This window comes from Pseudomonas sp. 1176_21, from assembly GCF_052850635.1.
The window spans coordinates 538,446-563,832 of record NZ_VXCV01000001.1; the positions used below are offsets into that span (position 1 = coordinate 538,446).

The 25,387-nt window shown below is 66.4% G+C and carries 28 protein-coding genes; 13 read left to right on the top strand and 15 right to left on the bottom strand.

All coding sequences use genetic code 11. From position 1 onward, the window contains the following. Positions 1-4: 4 nt before the first annotated feature. From FW760_RS02680 to FW760_RS02705, 6 genes are all read right to left on the bottom strand, one after another. Entirely contained in the window at positions 5-1,309 is a 1,305-nt protein-coding gene (locus FW760_RS02680) for an MFS transporter (RefSeq protein WP_446443562.1), read from the bottom strand. Positions 1,310-1,359: 50 nt separating this feature from the next. Then, a complete protein-coding gene (locus FW760_RS02685; RefSeq protein WP_043860072.1) occupies positions 1,360-1,755 on the bottom strand; it encodes a 5-carboxymethyl-2-hydroxymuconate Delta-isomerase in 396 nt (131 codons plus the stop codon). Positions 1,756-1,774: 19 nt separating this feature from the next. Further along, positions 1,775-2,632: a 3,4-dihydroxyphenylacetate 2,3-dioxygenase gene (gene hpaD, locus FW760_RS02690; RefSeq protein WP_043860073.1), complete on the bottom strand. Its 858-nt coding sequence runs from the start codon at positions 2,630-2,632 to the stop codon at positions 1,775-1,777. 119 nt (positions 2,633-2,751) lie between these two features. Next, positions 2,752-4,212 carry a 5-carboxymethyl-2-hydroxymuconate semialdehyde dehydrogenase gene (gene hpaE / locus FW760_RS02695; RefSeq protein ID WP_446443673.1) on the bottom strand — a complete coding sequence of 487 codons (1,461 nt, stop codon included), beginning with the start codon at positions 4,210-4,212 and terminating at the stop codon, positions 2,752-2,754. Between the two features lie 5 nt (positions 4,213-4,217). Continuing rightward, entirely contained in the window at positions 4,218-4,991 is a 774-nt protein-coding gene (locus FW760_RS02700; RefSeq protein ID WP_054914429.1) for a fumarylacetoacetate hydrolase family protein, read from the bottom strand. Next, on the bottom strand, positions 4,991-5,662 hold the full coding sequence (locus FW760_RS02705) for a fumarylacetoacetate hydrolase family protein (protein ID WP_043860075.1): 672 nt from the start codon (positions 5,660-5,662) through the stop codon (positions 4,991-4,993). The genes FW760_RS02700 and FW760_RS02705 overlap by 1 nt, the downstream gene beginning before the upstream one ends. Before the next feature lie 151 nt (positions 5,663-5,813). Between FW760_RS02705 and hpaA the strand changes: the two genes are divergently transcribed. Beyond that, positions 5,814-6,716: a 4-hydroxyphenylacetate catabolism regulatory protein HpaA gene (gene hpaA / locus FW760_RS02710; RefSeq protein ID WP_043860076.1), complete on the top strand. Its 903-nt coding sequence runs from the start codon at positions 5,814-5,816 to the stop codon at positions 6,714-6,716. 118 nt (positions 6,717-6,834) lie between these two features. On the opposite strand, the gene FW760_RS02715 is transcribed toward hpaA, so the two are convergent. From FW760_RS02715 to FW760_RS02725, 3 genes are read right to left on the bottom strand one after another with little or no spacing between them, the layout of a single operon-like run. Continuing rightward, the gene (locus FW760_RS02715) at positions 6,835-8,409 is read right to left on the bottom strand and encodes an ABC transporter substrate-binding protein (protein ID WP_446443563.1); all 1,575 of its coding nucleotides are present in this window, start codon (positions 8,407-8,409) and stop codon (positions 6,835-6,837) included. Positions 8,410-8,412: 3 nt separating this feature from the next. Next, positions 8,413-9,609, bottom strand: coding sequence for an LLM class flavin-dependent oxidoreductase (locus FW760_RS02720; RefSeq protein ID WP_058540253.1), 1,197 nt, complete (start codon positions 9,607-9,609; stop codon positions 8,413-8,415). A gap of 15 nt (positions 9,610-9,624) precedes the next feature. Further along, positions 9,625-10,848, bottom strand: coding sequence for a lipase family protein (locus FW760_RS02725; RefSeq protein ID WP_054914432.1), 1,224 nt, complete (start codon positions 10,846-10,848; stop codon positions 9,625-9,627). A gap of 300 nt (positions 10,849-11,148) precedes the next feature. Between FW760_RS02725 and FW760_RS02730 the strand changes: the two genes are divergently transcribed. The 5 genes from FW760_RS02730 (at position 11,149) to FW760_RS02750 (ending at position 15,862) form a co-directional block, all read left to right on the top strand. Next, positions 11,149-12,225 (top strand): sigma-54 interaction domain-containing protein, encoded by a 1,077-nt coding sequence (locus FW760_RS02730; RefSeq protein ID WP_043860049.1) that lies wholly within the window; start codon positions 11,149-11,151, stop codon positions 12,223-12,225. A 184-nt stretch (positions 12,226-12,409) separates the two neighbouring features. Next, a complete protein-coding gene (locus tag FW760_RS02735; protein WP_100632707.1) occupies positions 12,410-14,092 on the top strand; it encodes a nitrite/sulfite reductase in 1,683 nt (560 codons plus the stop codon). Beyond that, complete coding sequence (locus FW760_RS02740) at positions 14,080-14,562, top strand: DUF934 domain-containing protein (protein WP_043860047.1); 483 nt, start codon at positions 14,080-14,082, stop codon at positions 14,560-14,562. The genes FW760_RS02735 and FW760_RS02740 overlap by 13 nt, the downstream gene beginning before the upstream one ends. A 75-nt stretch (positions 14,563-14,637) precedes the next feature. After that, positions 14,638-15,174 carry a GNAT family N-acetyltransferase gene (locus tag FW760_RS02745; protein ID WP_327781071.1) on the top strand — a complete coding sequence of 179 codons (537 nt, stop codon included), beginning with the start codon at positions 14,638-14,640 and terminating at the stop codon, positions 15,172-15,174. After that, entirely contained in the window at positions 15,167-15,862 is a 696-nt protein-coding gene (locus tag FW760_RS02750; RefSeq protein WP_043860045.1) for a glutathione S-transferase N-terminal domain-containing protein, read from the top strand. Before FW760_RS02745 ends, FW760_RS02750 begins: the two co-directional genes overlap by 8 nt. Before the next feature lie 54 nt (positions 15,863-15,916). Here FW760_RS02750 and FW760_RS02755 read toward each other — a convergent pair whose 3' ends face one another. The 3 genes from FW760_RS02755 to FW760_RS02765 all read right to left on the bottom strand — a co-directional run bounded on the left by FW760_RS02755 (position 15,917) and on the right by FW760_RS02765 (position 17,048). Beyond that, a complete protein-coding gene (locus tag FW760_RS02755) occupies positions 15,917-16,144 on the bottom strand; it encodes a DUF6555 family protein (RefSeq protein WP_043860044.1) in 228 nt (75 codons plus the stop codon). A gap of 104 nt (positions 16,145-16,248) precedes the next feature. Then, a complete protein-coding gene (locus FW760_RS02760; protein ID WP_043860043.1) occupies positions 16,249-16,809 on the bottom strand; it encodes an ATP-dependent Clp protease proteolytic subunit in 561 nt (186 codons plus the stop codon). A gap of 65 nt (positions 16,810-16,874) precedes the next feature. Further along, positions 16,875-17,048 carry a KGG domain-containing protein gene (locus tag FW760_RS02765; RefSeq protein ID WP_370409158.1) on the bottom strand — a complete coding sequence of 58 codons (174 nt, stop codon included), beginning with the start codon at positions 17,046-17,048 and terminating at the stop codon, positions 16,875-16,877. Positions 17,049-17,262: 214 nt separating this feature from the next. Here FW760_RS02765 and FW760_RS02770 point away from each other — a divergent pair, with 214 nt between their 5' ends. The 3 genes from FW760_RS02770 to FW760_RS02780 all read left to right on the top strand — a co-directional run bounded on the left by FW760_RS02770 (position 17,263) and on the right by FW760_RS02780 (position 19,959). Beyond that, on the top strand, positions 17,263-18,603 hold the full coding sequence (locus FW760_RS02770) for an iron-containing redox enzyme family protein (protein WP_196932180.1): 1,341 nt from the start codon (positions 17,263-17,265) through the stop codon (positions 18,601-18,603). A gap of 11 nt (positions 18,604-18,614) precedes the next feature. Further along, positions 18,615-19,568, top strand: coding sequence for a methyltransferase (locus tag FW760_RS02775; protein WP_043860041.1), 954 nt, complete (start codon positions 18,615-18,617; stop codon positions 19,566-19,568). Between the two features lie 127 nt (positions 19,569-19,695). Next, the gene (locus FW760_RS02780) at positions 19,696-19,959 is read left to right on the top strand and encodes a DUF1652 domain-containing protein (RefSeq protein WP_043860040.1); all 264 of its coding nucleotides are present in this window, start codon (positions 19,696-19,698) and stop codon (positions 19,957-19,959) included. A 15-nt stretch (positions 19,960-19,974) separates the two neighbouring features. Here the strand turns inward: FW760_RS02780 and FW760_RS02785 are convergent, their stop codons facing one another. Then, entirely contained in the window at positions 19,975-20,589 is a 615-nt protein-coding gene (locus FW760_RS02785; protein WP_054914434.1) for a Yip1 family protein, read from the bottom strand. A gap of 189 nt (positions 20,590-20,778) precedes the next feature. Between FW760_RS02785 and FW760_RS02790 the strand changes: the two genes are divergently transcribed. From FW760_RS02790 to ku, 3 genes are read left to right on the top strand one after another with little or no spacing between them, the layout of a single operon-like run. Further along, the gene (locus FW760_RS02790) at positions 20,779-20,949 is read left to right on the top strand and encodes a metallothionein (protein ID WP_043860038.1); all 171 of its coding nucleotides are present in this window, start codon (positions 20,779-20,781) and stop codon (positions 20,947-20,949) included. Between the two features lie 27 nt (positions 20,950-20,976). After that, entirely contained in the window at positions 20,977-21,885 is a 909-nt protein-coding gene (locus FW760_RS02795) for an SDR family oxidoreductase (RefSeq protein ID WP_043860037.1), read from the top strand. Positions 21,886-21,899: 14 nt separating this feature from the next. Next, positions 21,900-22,739, top strand: coding sequence for a non-homologous end joining protein Ku (gene ku, locus FW760_RS02800; protein WP_116053872.1), 840 nt, complete (start codon positions 21,900-21,902; stop codon positions 22,737-22,739). 83 nt (positions 22,740-22,822) lie between these two features. Here ku and FW760_RS02805 read toward each other — a convergent pair whose 3' ends face one another. Next, positions 22,823-23,185, bottom strand: coding sequence for a DUF4440 domain-containing protein (locus FW760_RS02805; RefSeq protein WP_446443564.1), 363 nt, complete (start codon positions 23,183-23,185; stop codon positions 22,823-22,825). 5 nt (positions 23,186-23,190) lie between these two features. Beyond that, positions 23,191-24,384, bottom strand: coding sequence for an MFS transporter (locus FW760_RS02810; RefSeq protein WP_446443565.1), 1,194 nt, complete (start codon positions 24,382-24,384; stop codon positions 23,191-23,193). Between the two features lie 114 nt (positions 24,385-24,498). Here FW760_RS02810 and FW760_RS02815 point away from each other — a divergent pair, with 114 nt between their 5' ends. Beyond that, the gene (locus FW760_RS02815) at positions 24,499-25,386 is read left to right on the top strand and encodes a LysR family transcriptional regulator (RefSeq protein WP_088515079.1); all 888 of its coding nucleotides are present in this window, start codon (positions 24,499-24,501) and stop codon (positions 25,384-25,386) included. The last annotated feature ends 1 nt before the right edge of the window (position 25,387 follow it).

Below are 25,387 nucleotides of genomic sequence, written 5' to 3' on the forward strand. Positions count from 1 at the left end.
TCTCTTACTGGGGGTTGACGATGGCAGCCCGGGTGCGCAGCACCAGCAGGCCACCCAGGGCGATGAACAGGGCCAGCACGTATAGCGCAAGGCTGGCGCTGTGGGTGGTGTCGCGCATCCAGCCGATCAGGTAGGGCGCAAGGAACGAGGCGATGCTGCCGAACGAGCTGATCAGCGCGATACCGGCCGCCTGCGTGGTGTTGGACAGAAACGCAGGCGGCAGCTGCCAGAACATCGGCAGGGCGGCGCTGGCGCCCATGCCGGCGACGATCAGGCCGCCCAGCACCATCAGCGGGTTGCCCGGGGCCACCCCGGCCACGGCGATGCCGAGTGCCGACATCAGCAGCGGCACGCACAGGTGCCAGCGCCGCTCGCGCTGGCGGTCGGACGAGCGCCCGCAGGCGATCATGAACAGGCAGCCGGCCAGGTAGGGGATGGCGCTGAGCAGGCCCACGCGGCCGTCGCTGCCGATACCGGCGCCGTGGATCAGGGTCGGCATCCAGAAGGCCAGGGTGTTGACCGCCAGCATCACCGCGAAGTACACCGCCACCAGCAGCCATACCTGACGGTTGCGCAGGATGCCGCCGAACGAGGTGATCGACTTGCGTTGCTCTTCGCTGGCCAACTGCTCGCGCAGGTGCTGCTTCTGGCCGGCGTCCAGCCAGCTGACGTGCTCGAAGCTGTCGGGCAGGCGTTTGAGCACCACCAGGCCCAGCAGCATCACCGGGGCCCCTTCGATCAGGAACATCCACTGCCAGCCGCGCAGGCCGGCGGCGTCGTGAAACAGTTCCAGGATGCCGCCCGACAGCGGCCCGCCGATCACCCCGGCCATCGGCACGGCAATCGCGAACAGCGCGGTGATCTGGCCACGGCGCCGGGCCGGGTACCAGCGGTTGAGGTACACCAGGATGCCGGGGAAGAACCCGGCCTCGGCCACGCCCAGCAGAAAGCGCAGCACGTAGAAGCCCGAGGCCGACTCGACCCACAGCATGCCGGTGGACAGCGCGCCCCACACGATCATCAGGGTGGCGATCCAGCGCCGCGGGCCGACCCGGTCCAGGGCCATGTTGCTGGGTACGCCGAACAGCGCGTAGGCGATGAAGAACAGGCCGGCACCGAAGCCGTACACCGTGTCGCTGAAGTGCAGGTCGCTGCTCATCTGCATCTTGGCGAAGCCGATGTTGATGCGGTCCAGGTGGGCAAACAGGTAGCAGACCAGCAGCAGCGGCATCAGCCGCCAGGTGACGGTGCCGTGGGTGGAGTCGTGCTGGGCAAGGCTGGCCGATGCGGCGGTATTGGCTGTGCTCATGATCTTGTTCTTTTTGGTCAGAGGGCCGATGGGGGAGCGCAGGGCCGGGTTCAGCCCGGCTGCTGCTGGTTCAGAAACGCGTGCACGTTGTTCTGCTTGAAGTTCAGTTGCGGGTGCAGCTCGATCATTTCGAACGACAGGGCCAGCAGGCGCTGGCTCTGCAGGTCGGCAAAGTGCTCGGTGATCACCGCGAACAGGGCCTTGGCCACCTGTTCGCGGGTGGCCAGGTCGCGCCCGTGGCCGACCTTGAGGGTCATGTGCACGAAGGCGTAGTCGTGCTGCCCGTCGGCCATGCGCCAGGTGTCCAGGCGCACCGCCCGGCTGCGGATGCCGCCCAGCGGGAACACGCCCGTGGCGCCCAGGCAGTGGTGAACCTTTTCGAACAGGCCGGGCAGGTCGGCCTGGGCTTGGAGGTTGTCGGTGTACTCGGCGATGAAGTGGGGCATCCTGGGCTCCTTGGCGCGGTCAGACGGGGAAGATGGCGTTGATCTGGCCGGTGCCGGAGCTGCCGAACGGCTCGGTCAGCACCTCCACCGGCCTGTCGTAGTCGGCGCCGCCAAGCAGGCCCAGCAGCATCGCGGTGTCGTGCATGCCACCTTCGCCGTAGCAGTGGCTGGCGTAGTCGGGCAGCATCGCGCAGAACTCCCTGAAGCGGCCCTGCTTCCACAGTTCCACCACGCGCAGGTCCATCTGCTTGTCGAATTCGCGGGTCCAGTTGTGGATGTTGGCCTCGGCGTTGCGGTCGTCCGAGAAGCGGTGCGAGAGCGAGCCGGAGGCCAGCACCAGCACCTTGCGGTCGCTCTTCTCGATGGCCCGGCGCACGGCGGCGCCGAACGTGAAGCTGTCTTCCAGGCGGTGCCAGGCGCACCAGGCGGCGATGGACACCACCTTGAGTCTGTCGGCGGCGGGCACGTCCATGTGCATGTAGCGCATCGGTACCAGGGTGCCGTATTCCAGCTCCAGGCTCGGGATGTTGTGGGCCAGGGTGCGCACGTCGGCGGCATTGGCCTCCTGTGCGATCAACTCGCCCAGTGCCGGCAGGCCGGGGTACTCGAAGTCCATGTTCTTGATGAAGTGCGGCAGTTCGTTGCTGGTGTAGGTGCCCTTGAAGTGCTCGCCGCAGTTGATGTGGTAGCCGCTGTTGACCAGCCAGTGCACATCGAACACCACGGCGGTGTCGGCGCCCAGTTCGCGTGCGCGGCGGCCGATCTCCTTGTGGCCGGCGATGGCGGCCTCGCGGCAACCGTGGTGCTTGCCGGGCAGTTCGGACAGGTACATCGAGGGGACGTGGCAGACTTTGGCTGCGAGGACGACTTCGCCCATGGTGGGGTACTCCTGGATCTGTTGTTCTTGTGGTGGGTCAGGGCGGGTGCTTTCGCCGGCAAGGCCGGCTCCTACAGGGGTTGTGCCGTCTGTAGGAGCCGGCCTTGCCGGCGAAGCCCTCAGAGGCCCCAGCGCGGAATGGCGTGGCTGCCCATCGACACGCACACGTTCTTGATCTCGGCAAACACCTCGAAGCTGTACTGGCCACCTTCGCGGCCGGTACCGGAACCCTTCACCCCGCCGAACGGCTGGCGCAGGTCACGCACGTTCTGGCTGTTGATGAACACCATGCCGGCCTCGATGCCATGGGCCAGGCGATGCGCCTTGCCGATGTCCTGGGTCCAGATGTACGAGGCCAGCCCGTACTCGGTGTCGTTGGCCAGCTTCAGTGCCTCGGCCTCGTCCTTGAACGGGATCAGGCACACCACCGGGCCGAAGATCTCCTCCTGGGCGATGCGCATGCTGTTGCTCACGTCGGCAAACACCGTGGGCTGGATGAACTGCCCGCGCGCCAGGTGCGCCGGCAGGTTGGCCGGGCGCTCCAGGCCACCGGCCAGCAGGGTGGCGCCTTCCTCGATGCCGATGCGGATATAGCCGGTCACCTTGTCGTAGTGGGCCTGGGTGATCATCGAGCCGACCTGGGTCTTGGGGTCTTGCGGGTCGCCCACGATCAGGCGCCTGGCCCGGGCCGCGAACTCGGCCACGAACTGCGGGTACACGCTCTCTTGAATGAAGATGCGGCTGCCGGCGGTGCAGCGCTCGCCGTTGAGCGAGAAGATGGTGAACAGCGCCGCGTCCAGCGCGCGCTCGAGGTCGGCGTCCTCGAAGATCAGCACCGGCGACTTGCCGCCCAGTTCCATCGAGTACTTCTTCAGGCCCGCAGTCTGCATGATCTTCTTGCCGGTGGCGGTGCCGCCGGTGAACGAGATGGCGCGTACGTCCGGGTGACGCACCAGGGCATCGCCTGCGGTGGCGCCGTAGCCCTGGATCACGTTGAGCACGCCGTTGGGGATGCCGGCCTCGACCGCCAGGCGGCCCAGTTCGTTGGCGGTCAGCGGCGACAGTTCGCTCATCTTCAGCACCGCCGTGTTGCCCAGGGCCAGGCAGGGCGCGGTCTTCCAGGTGGCGGTCATGAACGGCACGTTCCACGGCGACACCAGCGCACACACGCCGACCGGCTGGTACAGGGTGTAGTTGAGCATCTGGTCGTCGACCGGGTAGGTGTGGCCGTCCATGCGCGTGCACACTTCGGCGAAGAAGTCGAAGTTGTGCGAGGCCCGCGGGATCAGCACGTTCTTGGTCTGGTGAATCGGCAGGCCGGTATCCAGGGTTTCCAGCTCGGCCAGCCGGGGCACGTTCTGCTCGATCAGCTCGCCCAGCCTGCGCATCAGCCGCGCACGCTCCCTGGCCGGGGTGCCGGCCCATTTGGGGAACGCCTCCCGGGCTGCTGCAACTGCATGGGCGACTTCTTCGGCACCGCCGCTGGCGACTTCGCCGATGGCCTCGCCGGTGGCCGGGTTGTAGTTGACGAAGACGTCCTTGCTTTCGACCTCACGGCCATTGATCCAGTGCTTGATCATCGGGTTCATGCCTCTTGCGGGTTCAGGGCGAAGAACTCGGCTTCGCTGACAATGCGGTTGACCAGGCGGCCGACACCTTCCACTTCCACCACCACTTCATCACCCGGCACCACGTCGGCCAGGCCTTCAGGGGTGCCGGTGGCGATCATGTCGCCCGGTTGCAGGGTCATGAAGCTGGACAGGTATTCGATCAGGTAGGGGATGTCGAAGATCATGTCGCGGGTGCTGCCCTGCTGCTTGAGCTCACCGTTGATCCAGGTGCGCAGGGTGAGGTTGGACGCATCCGGCACATCGGCCACATCGACCATCCACGGGCCCACCGGGGTGGTGGCGTCGCGGTTCTTCACCCGCAGGTTGGGGCGGTAGTAGTTCTCCAGGTAGTCGCGGATCGCGTAGTCGTTGCACACCGTGTAGCCGGCCAGGTACTGCAGCGCGTCCTCGCGCCTGACGTTGCGCGCCGGCTTGCCGATCACCGCCACCAGCTCGCACTCGTAGTGCATGTACTTGACGTTGTCCGGGCGCCAGGTGACCTGGTTGTGGCCGGTGTAGGTACCGGGCGACTTGACGAAGGCCAGCGGCTCGGTGGGTGCGGCAAAGGCCAGTTCGGCGGCGTGGTCGGCGTAGTTCAGGCCCAGCGCGAACATGCTGCCGGTGGCCGGCGGCAACCACTGCACCTCGTGCTCGGCGAGCAGGCGGCCATCGGCCAGGCGCACGTTGTTGCCATCTTCCACGGTCACGGCGTGGTCCTGGCCCTGGTAACGGATACGGGCGTGTTTCATCAGCGTTGCTCCTGTTCGGCCACGATCGGGTTGGCCAGGCGGCCCAGGCCGCTGATCCGGACCTCGACCTGATCGCCTGGCAGCACGTCCACGCGACCTTCGGGGGTGCCGGTAATCAGCACGTCGCCTGCGTGCAGGGTCATGAACTCGCTGATCTCGGCGATCAGCTGCGGGATGTTGCGCACCAGGTTGGCGGTGCTGTTGTGCTGGCGCAGTTCGCCATTGACGAACAGCTCGATGGCCAGCTGATGCGGGTCGGCCACCTGCGCGGTCGGCACCAGCTCAGGGCCGAGTACGCAGAAACCATCGCGGCACTTGGCCTTGACCGCCGGGCGGTAGTAGCTGTCTTCGGGCAGGCTGAACTCGTTGACGATGGTGTAGCCGGCCACGTGCTCCAGGGCCTGTTCGACGCTCACGCGGCTGGCGCGCTTGCCGATCACCACGCCCAGCGCCGGGCCCGGCTGCAGGCGTTCGACACCTTGCGGGTACACCACCGGGGCGCCATGGCGGTTGCGCGTGTTGGGGGTCTTGATGAACAGCACCGGCTTGACCGGGGGCTTCTGGTACGGCGCCTGTTCGAATTCGGCGAGACGCTGGTTCAGCAACCCCTGGTAGTTCAGCGCAACGCCGAACAGGGTGCCGGTGGCAACGTCGTGCAGGGCACGGCTCATGCTCTTCTCCTGGCAAGGGCAGGGCGGCAAGCACCCTGCGGGACAAATCGTTAATGTGTTAACGTTATAATTAAGATGTTAACGAAAGGCAAGCGGCGCGTGTCAGGCGTTAAGCTGCCGGCAGAACAAGAACACAGCAGGAAACCCTGTCATGAACGAACGCACGCCGATTCCCAACATCAACATCGGGCAGGTCTACGACCAGCGGTACAGCGATGCCGAGGTGCATTACGACAAGCTCGGCAACCTGGCCGGCTTTTTCGGCCGCAACATGCCGGTGCACCGCCACGACCGCTACTTTCAGGTGCATTACGTCAAGAGCGGCACGGTGCGGGTGTACCTGGACGACCAGCAGTACGTGGAGTCGGGGCCGATGTTCTTCCTTACCCCGCCGACCATCCCGCACTCGTTCGTCACCGAGCCCGACGCCGATGGCCACGTGCTGACCGTGCGCCAGCAACTGGTATGGCAACTGCTCGAAGCCGACCCTGCGCTGGCGCCTGGGCCGCAGGTGGCGCCGGCGTGCGTGGCGCTGAGCGGGCTGGAGGGACGGTTTGCCGACGAGGCGCGGCGCCTGGTGCTGCTGTTCGACGAGCTGCACCGCGAGATCAATGCCGCGCAGGTGGGCCGTGGCCCGGCGCTGGACAGCCTGACCCGGCTGATCATGCTCAGCCTGCTGCGCCTGTGCGCGCGCTCGCTGCCGGCGCGCCAGACCCGGCATGAGGACCTGCAGGTGTTCCACCGCTTCAACGAGCTGATCGAGGCGCATTACCTGGAGCACTGGCCGCTGTCGCGCTATGCGCTGGGGGTGGGGGTGACCGAGGCGCGGCTCAATGACGTGTGCCGGCGTATCGCCGACCTGCCGTCCAAGCGCCTGATCCTGGAGCGCCTGATGCAGGAAGCCAAGCGCCTGCTGCTGTTCACCGGCAGTTCGGCCAACGAGATCTGTTACAGCCTGGGCTTCAAGGACCCGGCGTACTTCAGCCGGTTTTTCCTGCGCTATGCGCAGGTGACGCCGGGCGAGTACCGCCAACGGCAGGCGGGCGTGCGCTGACATGGCATTTTTCCGTTTTTGTTGTTAGGCGCGGCAAGCGCCGCTGCCGCCATGATGGCGGCAGCGGTGTAACGGAAAAATGCCTTTTACAGGGGTGCGCTTGTACTTTTCAGAGCGCTCAGGCGGCGTTGTTCAACCACAGGTTTTCAAAACGCCAGGTGCTGAACAACGTCTGCTCCGGCGCCGCGCCGCCGACCTTGCGTGAAAACGCATCGAGCAGGTTGGCATAGCCCCAGATCAGCAGGCCGCCCTTGTCGTACTGGACCTGCTGCGCCTGGTGGACCAGTTCGGTGCGCCTGGCCAGGTCCGGCTGGGCCATGGCCTGCAGAAACAGCTGGGTGAACTGCGGGTCGTCGAAGTGGGTCTTGTTGGCCACCGCGAACGGCGCGTCGGTGTGCATGGCGCTGGCCAGGAACGGCGCGCCGATGGTACCGCCGGTGCTCAGCAGCCACTGGTCCTGCTGCGGGCCGTTGAAGGTGGCGCTGTCGACCTGGCGCACATCGAGGGTCACGCCGATGCGCCTGGCCTGCTCGGCCAGCACCAGCGCCGAGGCCAGCGCCGGCCCGGCGGTGGTCACCAGTTCCACCCGCAGGTGTTCCTGGCCAGCCTCGCGCAGCAGTTGCGCGGCGCGCTGCGGGTCATGGGCACGCGGGGGCAGGGCGTGGTTAAAGGTAGGGTCGAACGGGGCGTACAGGTCGTTGGCCACGCGGCCCTGGCCGTTGAGGGCGCGGCGCACCAGCTCGTCGCGGTCGGCCAGCAGGCGCAGTGCCTCGCGCACCCGCGGGTCGTTGAACGGCGGCTTGCTGGTGTTCATTTCGAACGACAGCCAGTTGCCGCTGATCGACGTCACCAGGTTCAGCCGCGGGTCGCGCTCGAGCACCTGCAATTGCTCGCTGGGCATGCCGTTGGCCATGTCGATCTGCCCGGCACGCAGCGCGGCCAGGCGCGAGACCTGGTCCTTGAAGTCGATGATCTCCAGTTCATCGGCATACGGCCTGCCGGCCTTGTAGTAGTTCTCGAAGCGGCTGAACACCGAGCGCTGGCCGGGGGTGAAACTCTTGAACCGGTAGGGCCCGGCGCCGACCGGGTTGGTGACCGGGTGATAGTCCACCGGCACGATGCCGCCGAAATTCACCCAGGTTTCCGGCAGTGGCAGGAAGCTGCGGCCGTCCTTGAAACTCAGGCGCACCGTGCGGTTGTCGAGCTTGACCAGGTTGTCGCGGTCCACCCAGTGCAGCAAGGCGGCGTAGGGCGAAGCCAACTGCGGGTCGGTGAGGCGGCGGATCGAGAAGATCAGGTCGTCGGCATCGATGGTCTTGGCGTTGTGGAATTCCAGGCCCTGGCGCAGGCGCAGGGTCCAGCTGCGCGCGTCGCTGCTGGCCTCGGCGAACTCGGCCAGGGCCAGGCGCGGCTGCATCTGCTCGTCCCATTCCCACAGTTTGCTGTACAGCGCAAAGCCGCGCACGATGCCGCTGCCGATGGGCTTGTGGGCGTCGAGGTTGCCGGTCTGGCCGCCGTCCAGGATGCCCAGGCGCAGGCGCCCGCCGTGCCGCGGCTGGGCAACCCCGGCGGCGGGGGCGGGGGCGTCATCCGGGCCGCAGCCGCTGAGCAGGCTGGTGCCCAGCAGCAGGCCGCCGCCCATGGCCAGGCCCTGGCCGATGAACTGGCGCCGGCTGTAGTGGTTGGGGTTCATGGCTCAGGCTCCTGCCGCGCGCAACTGCGCGGTGGCCTGCACGGGCCGGCTCAGCGCCTGCCGTTCACCGCGAAAGTGCGGCAGGACGTGCTCGCCCAGGCGGTAGGCTTCTTCCAGGTGCGGGTAGCCGGCCAGGAAGAACAGGTCGATGCCCAGCGCGTTGTACTCGCGAATGCGCGCCACCACGTTGGCGTAGCTGCCCACCAGCGCCAGGCCCGGCGGGATGCCGATGTGGCTGAAACCCGACCACACGTTGGGGTAGATGAAGAAATCGTCGAAGCCACGCTCGTCGTGCTCGGGCCGGTAGTCCTCCTCGTAGCTGAGCTTGCGCGCGGTACGCAGCCCTTCGTGGGCCGCCTTGGCCTTGGCGGCCCCCCTGGCCACGCCCTCGTCGAAAAAGCGCTTGGCTTCGGCCAGCGCCAGTGCCTCGGTCTCGCGGGCGATCACGTCAATCGACAGGCCGAAGCGGATGTCGCTGCGGCCGAACGTGAGCGCACGCTGGCGGATGTCGGCGATCAGCGCGGCGATCTCGTCGGGGTGCTCGGCGCGCATCAGGTAGAAGTCGGCATGCTTTGCAGCGAACTCGCGGGCGGCAATCGACGAGCCGGCCGTGCAGATCAGCGGCAGCTCGGCCTTTTTCTGCGGCCCGCGCAGGCCGCCGCCTTCGGCCTTGTAGAAGCGCCCGTCGTAGTGGAAGTGCTCCGAGTGCCAGTAGCCCTTGACCACATCCATGAACTCGGTGGCGCGGGCGTAGCGCTCGTCGTGCTCGGCCAGGTCGCCGACCTGGCGCTGGAGGGCGTCCGAGCCGCCGTTGATGATGTTCCACACCAGCCGGTTGCCGCTGGCGCGCTGGTAGGTGGCGGCCTGCTGCACCGCCACCCACGGGGTGTAGTGGTAGGGCTGGAACGCGGTGACGAACTTCAGCGTGCGGGTTTCGCGGGCCAGCAGCGAGCACACCGTCCAGGGCTCTTCGCCGGACGGCGCATTGACCATCAGCGCACCGCCGAAGCCGTTGATTTCGGCGGCCCGGGCAATCTGCCCCAGGTAGTCGATGTAGGTGAAGTGGTCACCGACCGCAAACCCCGACACCGCGCCGGTGCTGGCGCCGCCGGCATGCCAGTCGCCGCGGTTGCGCGGGTCGCCGGGCAGGAACTGGGTTTCACCGTGCAGCGGCAGGCGGGTAAAGAATTCGATGCTCATGGGCAGGCTCCTGGCTTATTGCACGCTGGGGTTGCAGATAGGGGTGACGGGCTGGTCGCTGAACACCTTGCGCGCGAAGGGCAGCGAGTCCTTGAGCGAGGCATTGACCGTCTCGCTGTGGCCCAGGCCCTTGTACAGGTGGCCCTCGACCACCGAGCCGGCAGCGCAGGCGTCCTTCATCAGGCTGACCTGGGTGACGGCAGCGGGGGTCTTGTCCTCGGCGCCGGTGCCGATGAAGATCGGCTGCGCAAGCTTGAGCGTCGGGTAGGAGACCTGCGCCAGCCACGGCTTGAGTTGTGCGCCGTCGTTGGCCTTGCGCGTGTTGGCCGGGGTCAGCCCGGTGCCGATCACATCGGCGGTGAGCGACGCCAGGCAGGTGGTGCGAGCCTGTTCGAACAGTGGCAGGGCCTTGTCGGTGTAGAAGTCGCGCGGGTCGATGCTCGGGTCGTATTGCTGCGCGGCCAGCAGGGTGTAGAAACCGTAGGCCAGTGACGCGTCGACCTTGTTCGGGTCCTGCTCACCCACGTTGCTGGCGCCCACGGTGTAGATCACCCCGGTACCGACGCTGCCCTTCAGGCCCAGGTCTGGAGCGTAGGTGGGGGCATAGGCAGCAGAGGCGAAGGCCCCGGCGCCGCCCTGGGACTGGCCCACCACCAGCACCTTGTTGGCCAGGCCCGGCACCCCGCTGACCACGGCGCGGGCCGCGTCGAGGATGCCGTAGGCGGCCATGCGGTTGTTCAGCAGCGGGTGGCCGCCGGGCACGCCCAGGCCCTGGTAGTCGGTGGCGACGATGGCATAGCCCTCGTTCAGCCAGCGCGCCAGGTACTGCACGTCGCGGTACGAGCGGCCCGACCAGGACGGCGCGCAGATGTCGGCCACGCCGACGGTGCCATGCCCCCAGGTGACCACCGGCCAGCCGCCGGCCGGGGCCTTGCCCTGGGGAATGAACAGCGCGCCGGAGACCGCGATCGGGGTCTTGCCGTCGATGCCGTCGGTGGAGCTGTAGAGAATGCGCAACTGGCTGGCCGCGCCGGGCAGGCTGAGGGTCTGCTCCAGCGGCTCGCTGCGCAGCAACCTGCCGGGGGTGGCCGGGATCGCCTGTTCCCAGTGGTAGAACGCCGAAACGCGCCCGTCGCCCTGCAGCGGGTCGGGCGTGGGGGCGTAGGTGTCGGCGGCCATGGCGGCGCAGGAGAGGGCGAGCAGGCTCAGGCCGAAGGCCACGGAGTGCGGGAATTTCATCAGGGGCTTCCTTAGGCGAAACAACGATGCCGGGTGCAGAGCGAAAGCCGTGCCAGATGCTGAAATATTCACGCAACCTGCTGAATCAGAAGGGTTTTCCTAGTTTCATACAGACGCTGCCCAGCACCGCGCTGCTGATTTGCAAGCAACCCCCTGGGCCGGATTGCTGCTGTGGCAGCAGCGCCTCAGCAGGTGGTTTCTGATAGGTGAAATTGGAATATACAAAGATGAATTAATAATTATTTGTTCTAATTTGTTTCGTGCACTATGGGCCGGCGCTATCAATGCCAGGAATGCACCATGTCGCTGATTACCCATCCCCATGCCCGGGAACTGACCAAATCCGTTCGTGCCACCGTGCTGGTGTTCAAGGACCCTCGCTCCCAGGAACTGCTGGCCCGTATCGAGCGCCTGGCGCCGAGCGAGGCCAACACCCTGATCATCGGCGAGACCGGCACCGGCAAGGAACTGGTGGCGCGGCATATTCACCAGTTGAGCCGGCGCGGTCGCGAACCGTTCGTGGCGGTGAACTGCGGCGCCTTTGCCGAAACCCTGGTGGAGAGCGAGTTGTTCGGCCATGAGAAGGGCGCATTCACCGGGGCCACCAACAGCAAGGCGGGCTGGTTCGAGGCGGCCAATGGCGGCACGCTGTTTCTCGACGAGATCGGCGACCTGCCGTTGAACATGCAGGTCAAGCTGCTGCGTGTGCTGCAGGAACGCGAAGTGGTGCGGCTGGGGTCGCGCACGCCGATCCCGATCAACGTGCGCCTGGTGGCGGCCACCAACGTCAACCTGGCCGATGCGGTGGTGGCGGGGCACTTTCGCGAAGACCTGTTCTACCGCCTGCACGTGGCGACCATCCGCCTGCCGCCGCTGCGCGAGCGCCCCGGCGACATCCTGCCGTTGGCCGAATTCTTTCTCGAGGAGCATTGCCAGCGCCTGGGCTACAGCCGCGCCAGCCTGAGCCTGGAGAGCGAGCGCAAGCTGCTGGGGCACAGCTGGCCAGGCAACATCCGCGAGCTGGAGAATGCCATTCACCATGCCTTGCTGGTGTGCCGCCAGCAGGTGGTGCAGCCGGCCGACCTGCACCTGGTGGACATGCGTTCGGTGGGTATCCGCCAGGAGGAGAGCGCCCAGCCGCTGCGCCTGCAGACGCCCGAGGCGCCGAGCCTGGAGGCGGCGCTGACGGCGCTGTTCGAGCAGAACGTCGAGGATTTGTACGAGCATATCGAAGAGACGGTGTTTCGCACCGCGTACCGCTACTGCCACGGCAACCAGCTGCAGACCGGGCGCCTGCTCAACATCAGCCGCAACATCGTGCGGGCGCGGCTGGAGAAGATCGGCGAGCTCAAGCGTAGCGATACTGTCGGCCTGTAAGGGCCCTTCGCGGGTCCACAGGTTGTGCACCGACTTGAGGGGCTGTGAACGTTCTGTGGGAGCGGGCTTGACCCGCGATACAGGCGCCACCGGGTCAACTGATCCGCATTAATCCCCCCAACCTGAATCTGTAACCCAGTACACCTCGAAGCCATAGTAGCGGCCTCCCTGATGAGGTCCGACCATGTATCACTACGACGAATACGATCGTGCACTGGTGTTCGAGCGCGTAGCCCAGTTCCGCGACCAGGTGCAGCGCTTCACTGCCGGTGAACTGAGCGAAGAAGAATTCCTGCCACTGCGCCTGCAAAATGGCCTGTACCTGCAAAAGCATGCCTACATGCTGCGCGTGGCCATCCCCTACGGCACCCTCGGCGCCCGCCAGATGCGCACCCTGGCCAGCATCGCGCGCGACTACGACCGCGGCTACGGCCACTTCACCACGCGCCAGAACATCCAGTTCAACTGGGTCGAACTGGCCCAGGTGCCGGATATCCTGCAGCGCCTGGCCGAGGTCGACATGCATGCGATCCAGACCTCCGGCAACTGCGTGCGCAACATCACCACCGAGGCCTTCGCCGGCGTCGCCGCCGACGAGATCATCGACCCGCGCCCGCTGGCCGAGATCCTGCGCCAGTGGTCGACCATCAACCCCGAGTTCCTGTTCCTGCCGCGCAAGTTCAAGATCGCCATCTGCTCGGCCCGCCAGGACCGCGCAGCGATCATGATGCACGACATCGGCCTGTACCTTTACCGCGACGGGCGCCAGCAGATGCGCCTGCGGGTGATGGTCGGCGGCGGCCTGGGGCGCACGCCGATCCTGGGCCTGCAGATCCGCGAGGGCCTGCCGTGGGAGCACCTGCTGTCGTACGTCGAGGCCATCCTGCGGGTGTACAACCGCCATGGCCGGCGCGACAACAAGTACAAGGCGCGCATCAAGATCCTGGTCAAGGCACTGGGCATCGAGGCCTTTGCCCGTGAAGTCGAACAGGAATGGCAACACATCAAGGACGGCCCGGCGCAGCTCACCGAAGCCGAGTTCCAGCGGGTGGCCGAAGGCTTCGCGCCGCCACGCTACGCCGCGCAGCCCGACGGCGACCTGGACTACGGCACCCACCTGGCCATGGACCGCTCCTTCGCCCGCTGGGTCTCGCGCAACGTGCAGCCGCACAAGGTGGCCGGCTATGCCAGCGTGGTGCTGTCGACCAAGCCCGGCCCGGCGGCGCCCCCGGGCGACCTCACCGCCGAGCAGATGGATAACGTGGCCGACTGGTCGGAGCACTTCGGTTTCGGTGAAATCCGCATCGCCCACGAGCAGAACCTGATCCTGCCCGATGTCCGCAAGGCCGACCTGTACCCGCTGTGGCGTCTGGCCTGCGAGCAGGGCCTGGGCACCGCCAACATCGGCCTGCTGACCGATATCATCGCCTGCCCGGGCGGCGACTTCTGCGCGCTGGCCAACGCCAAGTCGATCCCCATCGCCCAGGCCATCCAGAGCCGCTTCGACGACCTCGACTACCTGCACGACCTGGGCGAGCTGAGCCTGAACATCTCGGGCTGCATCAACGCCTGTGGCCACCACCACATCGGCAACATCGGCATCCTGGGCGTCGACAAGAACGGCAGCGAGTGGTACCAGGTGACCCTGGGCGGGGCGCAGGGCAAGGCAAGCGCACTGGGCAAGGTGATCGGCCCGTCGTTCAGCGCCGCCGAGATCCCCCGCGTGATCGAGCAGATCGTGGCCACCTACTGCGCCTACCGCGAACTCGACGAGCCCTTCGTCGACACCGTGGCGCGGGTGGGGCTGGAGCCGTTCAAGGAGCGCGTCTATGCCAGGCAGCCGGAGGTGTCCACATGCGCAATGTGATCGCGATACGCCAAGGGCAGGCGCAGCTTGTGGAGGGCGACAGCTGGCAGTTGCTGCGCGAGCAGGAGGCGCCGCTGCCGACGGGCGCGCTGATTTTGCCGCTGCACCGCTGGCTGGCGCAGCCCAGTGGTTATCACGGGCTGTGGCTGGGGCCGGATGACGATGTCGAGTCGCTGCAGCTGTGGCTGGGCGTGCTGCCGCTGATCGCCATCGACTTCCCCTCGTTTCGCGATGGCCGTGGCTACAGCCAGGCCTACCTGCTGCGCACGCGGCTGGGCTGGCAGGGCGAATTGCGTGCTGTCGGCGATGTGCTGCGCGACCAGCTGAGCCACATGCGCCAGTGCGGTTTCGACAGTTTTGCCGTGCGCGAGGACAAGTCGGCAGCCGACGCGCTCAAGGGCCTGCAGGGCATGAGCGTGCTCTACGGGCGTTCGGTGATCGAGCCCAGGCCGCTGTTTCGGCGACGTTGAGTGCGTAGGGTGCTGTCGCGCCGGTGATGGAACGGGCTACCATGCAGGTTCGCCCGTTGGACAGGATGTTGCAGCATGCTTTTCAGTACCCGTACTGCCCGGCCGGCCGATGCTGAAGCCCTCAGCGACATCGCCAGCCAGACCTTCGCCCTGGCAAGCCCCGCCGATTCGTCGGCCAAGGCGCTTGCCGCCTATATCCGAGGCCATCTTCAGCCCGAACACTTCTGCCTGCACCTGATCAGCCGCGCCAAGCAATTGCGCGTACTGGAGCATGACGGCGTGGTGGTGGGCTACACCCTGATCGACAAGGCGGCGCAGGCGCTGGGTATCGAGGCGGCCGACGGCCTGCCGGAACTGAGCCGCTGCTACGTGCTGCCCGAGCACCATGGCCAGGGCGCGGCCCAGCGCCTGCTTGAGGACACCCTGGCCCAGGTGGGTGGGGCGATCCGCCTGACGGTCAACGAACACAACAGCCGGGCGATCCGCTTTTACCAACGCAATGGCTTCCGCCTGGTGGGCGAGGCCATTTTTGTCTGCGGGCCGGAACGTCACCGTGACTGGGTGATGGTGCGCGCCTGCGCCACTGCCGAACCAGAGGCTGCCGATGACTGATCTTTCTGCCTACCCCATCACCCGCAAATGGCCTGCCCGCCACCCCGAGCGCCTGCAACTGTATTCGCTGCCCACGCCCAACGGGGTGAAGGTGTCGATCATGCTCGAAGAGACGGGCCTGGCCTACGAGGCGCACAAGGTGGACTTTGCCACCGAGGATCAACTGAGCGCCGAGTTCATCTCGCTCAGTGCCAACAACAAGATCCCCGCGATCCTCGACCCGCACGGGCCGGGGGGCAAGCCGCTGGGGCTGTTCGAGTCGGGGGCGATCCTGCTGTACCTGGCCGAGAAGACCGGCCAGCTGCTGCCTGAAGACCCGGCTGCGCGCTACGAGACGATCCAGTGGCTGATGTTCCAGATGGGCGGCATCGGCCCGATGTTCGGCCAGGTGGGCTTCTTCAACAAGTTCGCCGGCAAGGCCTATGAAGACAAGCGCCCGCTGCAGCGCTACGTGGACGAGGCGCGGCGCCTGCTGGGCGTGCTGGACCGGCGCCTGCACGGGCGCGACTGGATCATGGGCGAGTACGGCATCGCGGACATCGCCACGCTGCCGTGGGTGCGCAACCTGATCGGTTTCTACGAAGCGGGGGATCTGGTGCGGATCGAAGAGTTCGTCGAGGTTCGACGCGTGCTGGAGGCGTTTCTGGCGCGGCCGGCGGTGCAGCGTGGCTTGCTGATTCCGGGTTGACCGGGTTGTGCTGCGTTCAGCGCGGGCCTGGCCCGCGCTGGACGCAGCGCCGTCTCAGTGGCTCTGGCGCCACGTCACCTCGGTGATTCCGTACCGCTCGGCCAGTGGCTTGCTGACCTTCTTTACCTTCTCGCGCCCATAGCGCGGAATATGCCCCACCCCGGCGTCACAGCTGGCCCAGTGCCAGGCTTCGGCGTTGTCCATCGCCTCGGCACGAATCACGAAGGACTTCTGTTTGCCGTGCAATTGATAGTCGATGACGAAGAGTTTTGCGTTGTTCATGGTTCCCTGAAAATCCTTTCAACGTGGTGACCGATGCGTGTTCACTCATACCGCCTAACTAAGTACCTTCCAGCCACCAAATAATTCAGTCTGATTGTTCGACATCAGTGTTCGGCGCTGACGGTGAGGTGGCGAGCATCGGTGTCGAACACTACCTGTTCCAGCCGGTGGGCCATGCCGCAGGCCAGCGAATCGTAGGCAGGGATCACCCGTTCCTCGGCCGACAGGCAGTGGATGATGTCCAGTTTGCGCTCGGCATGGGCGGTCTCCAGTTCGAAGATCCGCGCATAGCGCTCCAGGTCGTTGTTCAGGCTCGACAGGTATTCACGCAGGCGCGAGTGGTCCACCGCGCTCTGGCTGAAGTGCCAGGTCATGGGGTGGATCAGAAACCGCGAGTGGGGCACGGCCAGGCGTTCGCTGGCGGCCAGGTACATCACGATGCCCATGGATTCGATGTTGCCCGCATTCACCGCGCTGACCGGCACCGGCAGCGACTTGAGGAAGCTGTAGATCGAGAACCCCAGGTGGGTGCTGCCGCCGATGGTCGACAGGTTGAGCAGCAGGGCGCTGGCCCCTTCGTCGATCGCCTGCAGGCAACGGTCGCGAAAGCGCTCGGTGGTGCCCTGATCGATCGGGCAGTGAAAGTGGATGACGTACTGCTTCATCAAGAGTCCTCAAGATCAAGAGTCCTCAAGACCGACGCACCCTCGGTGCGCCGGTCGCTCGAGCGTCAGCTACGACCACCACCACTTGGTTTGCGGGTGTCAGACTTGGTGGCGTCAGGCTTCTTGTTGCCCTGGCTGCCAGCGCCGCCTCCGGAGGCCTGCCCACCTTTTTTGCCGGCTTCCGACGCCTTGTTCTTGTCGTTGGCAAAGTTTCCCGAGTTTTCTTTCTTGTCCATGATGCTGATCCTCATGTCATTGGGATGCGAAGCCTTGTGGACCTCACATAGGTGTGGAGATAGGCCACGGGGCAAAGTTTTAAAATCTTTGCGTGCATGAGACGAACGGTAAGCCCGCACGACTTTTTCATCCGCTTGGCGGGGCTGTGGAACTTTGCAGCGCAGCGCCCATTCCCTTGCATATCGACTGCAAGGGGCAGCCAAGAGGACAACGGCCATGACCGTGATGAACGCAACCCGCCCGACTGCCGACCTGGCGCAGGTTCAGGCCGGCGACCTGCTCAACCGCTACCAGGCGCTGCTGCGCGGTGACCTGGTGGGCAGTGCCGCCTGGCTGGCCGAGCAACTGCTGCGCACCCAGGGTCTGCAGGACGACCTGCCGGCAACCCCGGGCGAACTGGACGCGTGGACCGACCGGCGCACCGCCGCAGTTGCCGGCGAATACGCCGAGTACCTGGCCGGGCGCAAGGCCGGCGCGCCCCGGCGCTATTTCAGCACTCGCGCCCACGCGCTGTACTTTCTGCACCATGTGGCCCCCACCAAGGCGGTGGACGGCGCCTGGCTGCACGGGCTGCTGCGACACTGGGCCGACCCGCGCTATCACGGGCTGATCCGTATCTACCTCGAAGAGCTGGGCGATGGCGACCCGGCCTGCAACCATGTGCTGATCTATCGCCGCCTGCTGGCCGAGGCCGGTTGCCACGAGCCGGTGCCGCTGCCCGACGAGCGTTACCTGCAAGGCTGCCTGCAACTGGCGCTGGGGGCCAACAGCGACATGTTCCTGCCCGAGGTGATCGGCTACAACCTGGGCTATGAGCAGCTGCCGTTGCACCTGCTGATCAGCGCCTATGAGCTCGACGAACTGGGCCTGGATGCCCAGTACTTTCGCCTGCACGTCACCATCGACAACGCCAGCAGCGGCCATGCACGCAAGGCCGTGCAGGCCCTGCAGCAGTTGCGCCCGGAGCAGGACGACGGGCGTTTCTACCAGCGCGTGGTCGCCGGCTACCGGCTCAACGACCTGGGCCAGGGCTCGGCGGCGATCATCGCAGGCTTTGACCTGGAGGCCGAGGTGGTGGCGCTGCTCGAACGCAAGCGCGCCTTCGGCCAGCACATGCATTCGGACTACTGCCGCTTCCAGGGGCGCACCGTCAATCAATGGCTGGCCGAGCCGGGCAGCATGCCGGGCTTTCTTGGCGTGCTGGAACAGAAGGGCTGGATCAAACGCGGGCAGGACCCACAGCTCAGCCGCTTCTGGCAGGTGATCGAGGGGCCGGGCGCGGCGATGTTCGGGGTGTTCAGCGTGTATGAGAAGCAGCTGCTGCATGACTGGATCGCTGGCGACTGGCAGCCGGCCGGCAACCCCGAACGTACCCAGGGCAGCGCCCTGCAACCCTCGATGCCTTCGGACGACACCGCGCTCGACATCGAGCTGCAGGCGCTGCCCGCACAGTGCCGTATCGAACGCCTGATCGACGCCATGGCCGGCAACCGCCATGCACTGCCGCGTGGCCTGCAGGCCACGCGGATGTACCGCCAGCTCACCGGCCTAAACTGAAGGAGTGCACCATGCTGCTGAACACCTGCCAGCCTGAAGCGGACAAGGCCCTGCTGCAACTGGGCCGGCGCCTGCAGGCCGACGGCTACCGCTTCACCTGCGTCACCCCGCTGACCCAGCAGCGCAACAACGAGCGCCAGAGCGCGGCGCGGGCGCGCACCCTGCGCGACATTTTTGGCTGGAACCGTCCGTTCACCGCTTCGCTGCTGTCGGCCGACGAACTGGCGCAGATGCGCGTGGCACAGATTCTCGACGAAGACGGCGACTGCTGGCGCAGCCGGGTGCGCTGGTCGAGCCTGGAGGACCTGCTGTTCGTGCATTCGGGCTTTCCCACCACGCAGGCCGATGCGGTGTTCTTCGGGCCCGACAGCTACCGTTTCGCACACTTCATTGCCAGCCACTTGCAGGGCCGCTTCAGCGAAATCAACCACGCGGTGGATATCGGCTGCGGGGCCGGGGTAGGGGCGATACTGATCGGCCGTGCACGCCGGCACGCCCAGGTCACCGCGCTGGACATCAACCCCGACGCCCTGCGCCTGAGCGCGATCAACGTGGCCCTGGCCGGGCTGGCCAATGTGTCGGTGGCGCACAGCGATGTACTGCAGGGCATTACCGGCAACTTCGACCTGATCGTCGCCAACCCGCCGTACATGCTCGATGCCGGCCGCCGCGCCTATCGGCACGGTGGCGGCAGCCTGGGCGCCGACCTGTCGCTGCGCATCGTCAACGAGGCAATCGGGCGCCTGAGCCAGGGCGGCACGCTGCTGCTGTACACCGGGGTGGCGATGGTCGACGGGCACGACCCGTTCCTTGCCGCCATCCGTGCCCAGCTCACCGCCCCGCAATGGTCGTGGCACTACCAGGAGCTGGACCCTGACGTGTTTGGCGAGCAACTGCTCGAACCTGGATACGAGCAGGTCGAGCGCATTGCAGCGGTGGGGCTGACGGTGACGCGCAACGGCTGAACATGCCGGTGCGGTTTCATTGCCCCGGTCAATCAGATGCCGGGGGCTGTATTGGAGTTTTCGATTTGAATGTCGGGCCCGGGGGGCCCTTACTAGTGGTTACACCTGAGACATCGAGGGTTGCATCATGCCAATGAACGGAGTGTGTGATCTGGAACTGCGTCGCCTGATAGAAGGCGCCTTTCTGCCATGGCGCTGTGAAGTGGCGTGCAGCGACGGATTGGCGCTGACCATCCACCTGCCGGCCGATGCCGAGTATGCCGAGCTTACGGTCACGGGTATTCAGCTGAGCGCCTTGCCCGACGTGCGGGCCATCGCGGACCTGGTGGGTCAGATCCGCGAAGAGCGCCGCACCATGGGCCTGCAGCCGCGCAGGCTGTACCGCGCCTGACCCCCATGCGCCCGGCTAGCCCAGGCCGGCCGGGCGCAGGTATTCCGGTTGCAGGGTGTTGAACCAGAACAGGATCATCGACACCAGGATGGTCACCTGCACCAGCAACCCCACCCCCCACACGCTGGCCGAGTACAGCAGGCCGTCTTCCTTGCGGATGCGCATGAAGGTCGGCAGACCGGTGAACAGCAGAAAGGTCGCGTACACCGTGGCCGCGCCCAGTATCGTGACCGCCAGCCAACGGCTCGGGTACAGCCCGGCCAGCCCGGCTACGAAATACGGTGTGGCAGTGTAGGCAGCAAAGCCGATGCACTGGTTGAGGGTGGGGCGTGCATCGAAGGTACGCGACATCCAGCGGATGAATGCCCCCATCAGCACCGTGCCCGCCATGATCGCCAGAAACAGCAGGATGCACAGCTGCAACGCGCTGCTGGCACTCAGGCGCACGTTCTCGTTTTCGGCCAGGCTCCAGCCCACCGAGGTGATCCCGATGAACAGGCATACGGTGGGGATCAGTGCCAGCAACAGCAGGTGTGACAGGTAGTGACGCGGGTGGGCTTCCTCGTCGTGGCGAATGTCGGCCCACGCCGAGTTGGGTTGGGTGAACAGCTTGACCAGGTGGCTTGTCATGGCGGTCTCCGGTACCGGGGCGAAAGGGCCCCTCGTGTTCTGTGGAGGTCACAAAGCGGCCAGGGTTTCATCGGCTTTGCCGCAAGCGGACCAACTGCCTTGAACCATTGCGCGCGCGGGCCGGTCACTTCTTGCAGGGGCGCCAAACGGCGCCACCGATGACGACCATCACCTTCAGGAGTCAAGACCATGGACCAACAGACCTGTGCCTGCCCGGACTGCAACTGCAAGGTCGGCGACAACCCCGTGCAACGCGAAGGCAAGTCTTATTGCTGTCAGGCCTGCGCCGATCATCACCCGGCCGGCAAACCCTGTTCTGCCAGTGGCTGCGGCTGCGCCAGGCAGGCCCCCACGCACTGAGGCACTGAACCGTACCGGAGGATCCCGATGTCGACGCCAAAACCCAGCAACCAGTACAGCATGCGCAACCCGCTGACCCAGTACCCGCAACCGCCGTTTCCGGCCCAGGGCCAATCGGCGCCTGGGCTGGACAGCGGCATGCAACCCAAGCCGGACCACGGTGAGCACAGCTACCAGGGCTTTGGCCGGCTCCAGGGGCGCAAGGCGCTGATCACGGGCGCCGACTCCGGGATCGGCCGTGCGGTGGCCATCGCCTTTGCCCGCGAGGGTGCGGACATCGTGCTCAACTACCTGCCCATCGAGCACAGCGATGCCAAGGAAGTCATCCAGTTGATCGAGGCCGAGGGCCGGCGTGCCATCGCCTTGCCGGGCGACCTCAAGGACGAGGCCTTTTGCCGCGAACTGGTCAGCCAGGCCCACGACCAGTTGGGTGGGCTGGACATCCTGGTCAACGTGGCAGGCAAGCAGGTGGCGCGCAAGCAGGTGGGCCAGGTCAGCAGCGAGCAGTTCGACGCCACCATGAAGACCAACGTGTACGCGCTGTTCTGGCTGTGCCAGGCGGCCGTGCCGCTGATGCCGGCCGGGGCCACCATCATCAATACCGCATCGATCCAGTCGTACCAGCCGTCGGCGACCCTGCTCGACTACGCCACCACCAAGGCGGCGATCGTGGCCTTTACCAAGGCCCTGGCCAAGCAGGTGATCGAGCGCGGTATCCGTGTCAACGCGGTGGCACCGGGGCCGATCTGGACGGTGCTGCAGCCCAGCGGCGGGCAGCCGCCGGAGAAGATCCCCGACTTCGGCGGGCACACGCCGATGAAGCGCCCCGGCCAGCCGGCCGAGTGTGCGCCGTTGTACGTGCTGCTGGCGTCGCAGGAATCCAGTTACATCACCGGTGAAGTGTTCGGCGTGACCGGTGGCAACCCATTGCCTTAGGCGAGGAGACGAGCATGGCCAGCAGGGCGATCTGGAAGGGCGCGATCAGTTTCGGGCTGGTGCATATCCCGGTGTCGCTGACCACGGCGGTCAGCAGCGACCGTGTCGATTTCGACTGGCTCGACAAGCGCAGCATGGACCCGGTGGGCTACAAGCGGGTGAACAAGGTCACCGGCAAGGAGATCGACAAGGAGCATATCGTCAAGGGCGTGGCGTTCGAGAAGGGCCGCTATGTGGTGATCAGCGAGGACGAGATCCGCAAGGCGCGGCCCGAGGCCACCCAGACCATCGATATCTTCTCGTTCGTGGGCAGTGACGAGATCCCGCTGCAGCACTTCGACACGCCGTACTACCTGGCGCCGGACAAGCGCGGTGGCAAGGTCTATGCGCTGCTGCGCCAGACCCTGGAGAGCACCGGCAAGGTGGCGCTGGCCAAGGTGGTGCTGCATACCCAGCAGCACCTGGCGCTGCTGCGCCCGCTGGAGGACGCCCTGGTGATGATCACCCTGCGCTGGCCCGATGAGGTCCGCGGGCTCGAAGGGCTGGAGCTGGACAAGAGCGTGAGCGCGGCCACGGTGGACAAGAAGGAGCTGCAGATGGCCAAGCGTCTGGTGGAGGACATGGCCGGGCACTGGACGCCGCAGGAGTACCACAACGACTTCAAGGACACCATCATGGCGCTGGTGGAGGAGAAGGCCAGTCAGGGCAAGATCGCCACCGTGGAGGCGCCCGAAGACCAGGCAGCAGGCAAGGGGGCGGACATCATCGACCTCACCGAGCTGCTCAAGCGCAGCCTGGGTGGGGGCAAGAAGGCGCCGGCCAAGAAGGCAGCGCCTTCGCGCAAGAAAGCCTGACCGCGGCGGCTTCATCGCGGGTCGAGCCCGCTCCCACACCCCCTGCGAGGCCCCTGTGGGAGCGGGCTTGACCCGCGATGGGGTTACGCAAGTGCCGCAGTCTCCTGCAAATGCAGCCACTTGCCCTGCGCGTCGAACACCACCGTCGACCAGCGCAGCGTGGTCTGGCCGCTGTCATCCTGCTGATGCTCGCGATAGGTCACCACCCCCGGCGCCACGTCGTGCATCTCATCGATCTCGATGCGCAGGCCAGGCCGCGAGCCATAGGCCTGGGCAAAAAAAACCTCCAGCTGCGCCTTGTCGAGCACCGTGCCCTTGAGCGTGAACATCGAGAACCCCTCGGCAAAGCGCTCCAGCAACGGCGGCCGTGCCTCGCCGGCCAGCCACTGGCGGATCTGCACATGCGCCTCCAGCACCTCTTCAAACCCCGCATTACGCTCTGGCATTGCACTCACTCCACAGGTTGAACAAACAGGGCCCGGGCGCCCGGCAGGCGCAGCACCCAGGGCAAGGGCAGCAAGGTCAGCGCGGCGCCCAGCGCCAGCGCTTGCGCGTAGGCTGCAGGCTCCGGCAATCGCCAGTCGAGCACTGCGCCGAGCAACGCCACCCCGAAAAAGAAACTCAACTGCCGGTTCAGGCTCCACAGCGCACTGGCCGCGCCCATGGCCGCCTCGGGGATCGCCACGAACGCCGCCGTCTGCGCGGTGCTGCTGCACAGGCTGCTGCCCAGGCCCAGCAACGCATACAGCAGCACCAGCCAACCGGGGTGGGCGACCAGCCAGGGGCTGGCCAACGCCAGCACCGCCAGGCTTTGAATGCCCATGCCGGCCAGCAGCAGCGGGCGTGGGCCCAGTGCGTTGAAGCGCCACCGGCTCAGGGCGATCGCCGCCAGCGCACCGGCGGCCCACGGCAGCATCAGCCCGCCGGTGGCAGTGGCGCTCAGGCCAAGCGTGCCTTGCAGGTACAGCGCCGTCACCAGGTTGATCCCCATGAACACGCCCGGTACGCACAGGTAGATGAGCATGGCGGTGTGCAGCAGTGGCTGGCGCAACAGGCGCAGGTCCAGGGCCGGCCGTGCGCTGGGCTGGGGCCGACCGCCGGGCAGCCAGGCCAGCACCAGCGCGGCGCACAGCAGGGTGGGCGCAAGCAGGGCGAAGAACACCCAGCGCCAGTCGCCCTGGTCGGCCATCAGCCCGCCCAGTGCCGGCGACAGCGCCGGCACCAGCAGGGCCACCATCATCACCCGCGAGGTGAGGCCGGCGCGCTCGCTGGCGGGGCAGGCGCGGTAGGCCAGCGCCTGGCCCACCGGGATCAGCAGGCCGCCACCCAGGCCCTGCAGCAGGCGCCAGCCGATCAGTGCCTCGATGCTCCGGGCCGAGCCTGCCAGGGCACAGCCCAGGCCGAACAGGGCCAGCGACAGCAGCAGGGTGGCGCGCTCGCCGATGCGCTGCGCCAGCCCGTTACCCAGCGGGATGATCAGGGTCAGGCCGAGCATGTAGGCGTTGCCGACCCAGCCCAGCTGCGTGACCGAGGCGCCGAGCTGGCGCTGCAGGGCGGGGTAGGCGCTGTTGAGCACGAACAGGTTGAGCAGGTCGAGGGCAAAACCCATCAGGAAGATCAGGCTGACTTTGCTGCGAAAAGGCATGACGGGGCGCCGCTGGAGAACGATGGGCGCAGTGTAGGGCGGTGCTGATGATTGAATAAGCCCCGCAATACTGTCAGATTGGTCGAATTATTTTGACAATCAAGGGGCCTTTGCATGGTCAGCCTGGACCGTTTCGAGCTGTTTTGCGCCGTGGTGGAGGCGGGGTCGTTCACGGCGGCGGCCACACGCCTGTGCCAGACCCGTGCCGCGGTCAGCTTCGGTATCAAGCAGCTGGAGGCGCAGTTGGGCGTGACCCTGCTGATCCGCACCACGCGCCGGGTGGCGTTGACCGATGCCGGCGAGGGCTTCTACCGTCAGTGCCTGCTGGTGCTGGAGCAGGCGCGGCTGGCCATCGAGCAGGCGCGTGCCGAGCATGGCGGGTTGCAGGGCAGCCTGCGGGTCACCTCCACGGTGGAGTACGGTTTGCGCGTGGTGGCGCCGGCCTTGCAGCTGTTCATGCGTGAGCACCCGTTGCTCAACGTGCGGCTGGAAACCCACACCAGCCATGCGGACCTGGTGCAGGAGCGCTTCGACGTGGCCATCCGGTTAGGGCAGGCGCAGGACTCAGGCTACCGCGGGGTGTGCCTGGAGACCTATGCAGTGCACCTGGTGATGGCGCCGGGCGTGGGCGTGCCGGGGGCGACCCTTGCCCAGGTGAACGCCTTGCCCAGGCTGGTGCATGGGCGTTTCGAGCGCCAGGCCGGTTGGGCGTTGCTCGATCAGAGGGGGGAAGCGGCGGTGTACGAGCCTTCGGGCCGGGCGGTGATGGTGGCAGACAATGCCTCGATCCTGCGCTCGTTCGCCTTGCAGGGGCTGGGCGTGGCGCTGCTGCCGGCGTGGTTGATCGAGGACGACCTGCGTACCGGGCGCCTGCTGGATGCATTGCCGGGGTATCGCTTTGCCGAGCAGAGCGTGTACGCGCTGTACCCGGCCAGCAACCACGTGCCGCGCAAGGTGCGGGCCTGGATCGATTTTCTCAAGGGGTATGTGAACGGCATGTAGG

Excerpts from the sequence above, each read along its gene's own strand:
- FW760_RS02680 (WP_446443562.1), bottom strand. The coding sequence starts at position 1,309 with ATGAGCACAGCCAATACCGCCGCATCGGCCAGCCTTGCCCAGCACGAC.
- FW760_RS02685 (WP_043860072.1), bottom strand. The coding sequence starts at position 1,755 with ATGCCCCACTTCATCGCCGAGTACACCGACAACCTCCAAGCCCAGGCC.
- hpaD (WP_043860073.1), bottom strand. The coding sequence starts at position 2,632 with ATGGGCGAAGTCGTCCTCGCAGCCAAAGTCTGCCACGTCCCCTCGATG.
- hpaE (WP_446443673.1), bottom strand. The coding sequence starts at position 4,212 with ATGATCAAGCACTGGATCAATGGCCGTGAGGTCGAAAGCAAGGACGTC.
- FW760_RS02700 (WP_054914429.1), bottom strand. The coding sequence starts at position 4,991 with ATGAAACACGCCCGTATCCGTTACCAGGGCCAGGACCACGCCGTGACC.
- FW760_RS02705 (WP_043860075.1), bottom strand. The coding sequence starts at position 5,662 with ATGAGCCGTGCCCTGCACGACGTTGCCACCGGCACCCTGTTCGGCGTT.
- hpaA (WP_043860076.1), top strand. The coding sequence starts at position 5,814 with ATGAACGAACGCACGCCGATTCCCAACATCAACATCGGGCAGGTCTAC.
- FW760_RS02715 (WP_446443563.1), bottom strand. The coding sequence starts at position 8,409 with ATGAACCCCAACCACTACAGCCGGCGCCAGTTCATCGGCCAGGGCCTG.
- FW760_RS02720 (WP_058540253.1), bottom strand. The coding sequence starts at position 9,609 with ATGAGCATCGAATTCTTTACCCGCCTGCCGCTGCACGGTGAAACCCAG.
- FW760_RS02725 (WP_054914432.1), bottom strand. The coding sequence starts at position 10,848 with ATGAAATTCCCGCACTCCGTGGCCTTCGGCCTGAGCCTGCTCGCCCTC.
- FW760_RS02730 (WP_043860049.1), top strand. The coding sequence starts at position 11,149 with ATGTCGCTGATTACCCATCCCCATGCCCGGGAACTGACCAAATCCGTT.
- FW760_RS02735 (WP_100632707.1), top strand. The coding sequence starts at position 12,410 with ATGTATCACTACGACGAATACGATCGTGCACTGGTGTTCGAGCGCGTA.
- FW760_RS02740 (WP_043860047.1), top strand. The coding sequence starts at position 14,080 with ATGCGCAATGTGATCGCGATACGCCAAGGGCAGGCGCAGCTTGTGGAG.
- FW760_RS02745 (WP_327781071.1), top strand. The coding sequence starts at position 14,638 with ATGCTTTTCAGTACCCGTACTGCCCGGCCGGCCGATGCTGAAGCCCTC.
- FW760_RS02750 (WP_043860045.1), top strand. The coding sequence starts at position 15,167 with ATGACTGATCTTTCTGCCTACCCCATCACCCGCAAATGGCCTGCCCGC.
- FW760_RS02755 (WP_043860044.1), bottom strand. The coding sequence starts at position 16,144 with ATGAACAACGCAAAACTCTTCGTCATCGACTATCAATTGCACGGCAAA.
- FW760_RS02760 (WP_043860043.1), bottom strand. The coding sequence starts at position 16,809 with ATGAAGCAGTACGTCATCCACTTTCACTGCCCGATCGATCAGGGCACC.
- FW760_RS02770 (WP_196932180.1), top strand. The coding sequence starts at position 17,263 with ATGACCGTGATGAACGCAACCCGCCCGACTGCCGACCTGGCGCAGGTT.
- FW760_RS02775 (WP_043860041.1), top strand. The coding sequence starts at position 18,615 with ATGCTGCTGAACACCTGCCAGCCTGAAGCGGACAAGGCCCTGCTGCAA.
- FW760_RS02780 (WP_043860040.1), top strand. The coding sequence starts at position 19,696 with ATGCCAATGAACGGAGTGTGTGATCTGGAACTGCGTCGCCTGATAGAA.
- FW760_RS02785 (WP_054914434.1), bottom strand. The coding sequence starts at position 20,589 with ATGACAAGCCACCTGGTCAAGCTGTTCACCCAACCCAACTCGGCGTGG.
- FW760_RS02790 (WP_043860038.1), top strand. The coding sequence starts at position 20,779 with ATGGACCAACAGACCTGTGCCTGCCCGGACTGCAACTGCAAGGTCGGC.
- FW760_RS02795 (WP_043860037.1), top strand. The coding sequence starts at position 20,977 with ATGTCGACGCCAAAACCCAGCAACCAGTACAGCATGCGCAACCCGCTG.
- ku (WP_116053872.1), top strand. The coding sequence starts at position 21,900 with ATGGCCAGCAGGGCGATCTGGAAGGGCGCGATCAGTTTCGGGCTGGTG.
- FW760_RS02805 (WP_446443564.1), bottom strand. The coding sequence starts at position 23,185 with ATGCCAGAGCGTAATGCGGGGTTTGAAGAGGTGCTGGAGGCGCATGTG.
- FW760_RS02810 (WP_446443565.1), bottom strand. The coding sequence starts at position 24,384 with ATGCCTTTTCGCAGCAAAGTCAGCCTGATCTTCCTGATGGGTTTTGCC.
- FW760_RS02815 (WP_088515079.1), top strand. The coding sequence starts at position 24,499 with ATGGTCAGCCTGGACCGTTTCGAGCTGTTTTGCGCCGTGGTGGAGGCG.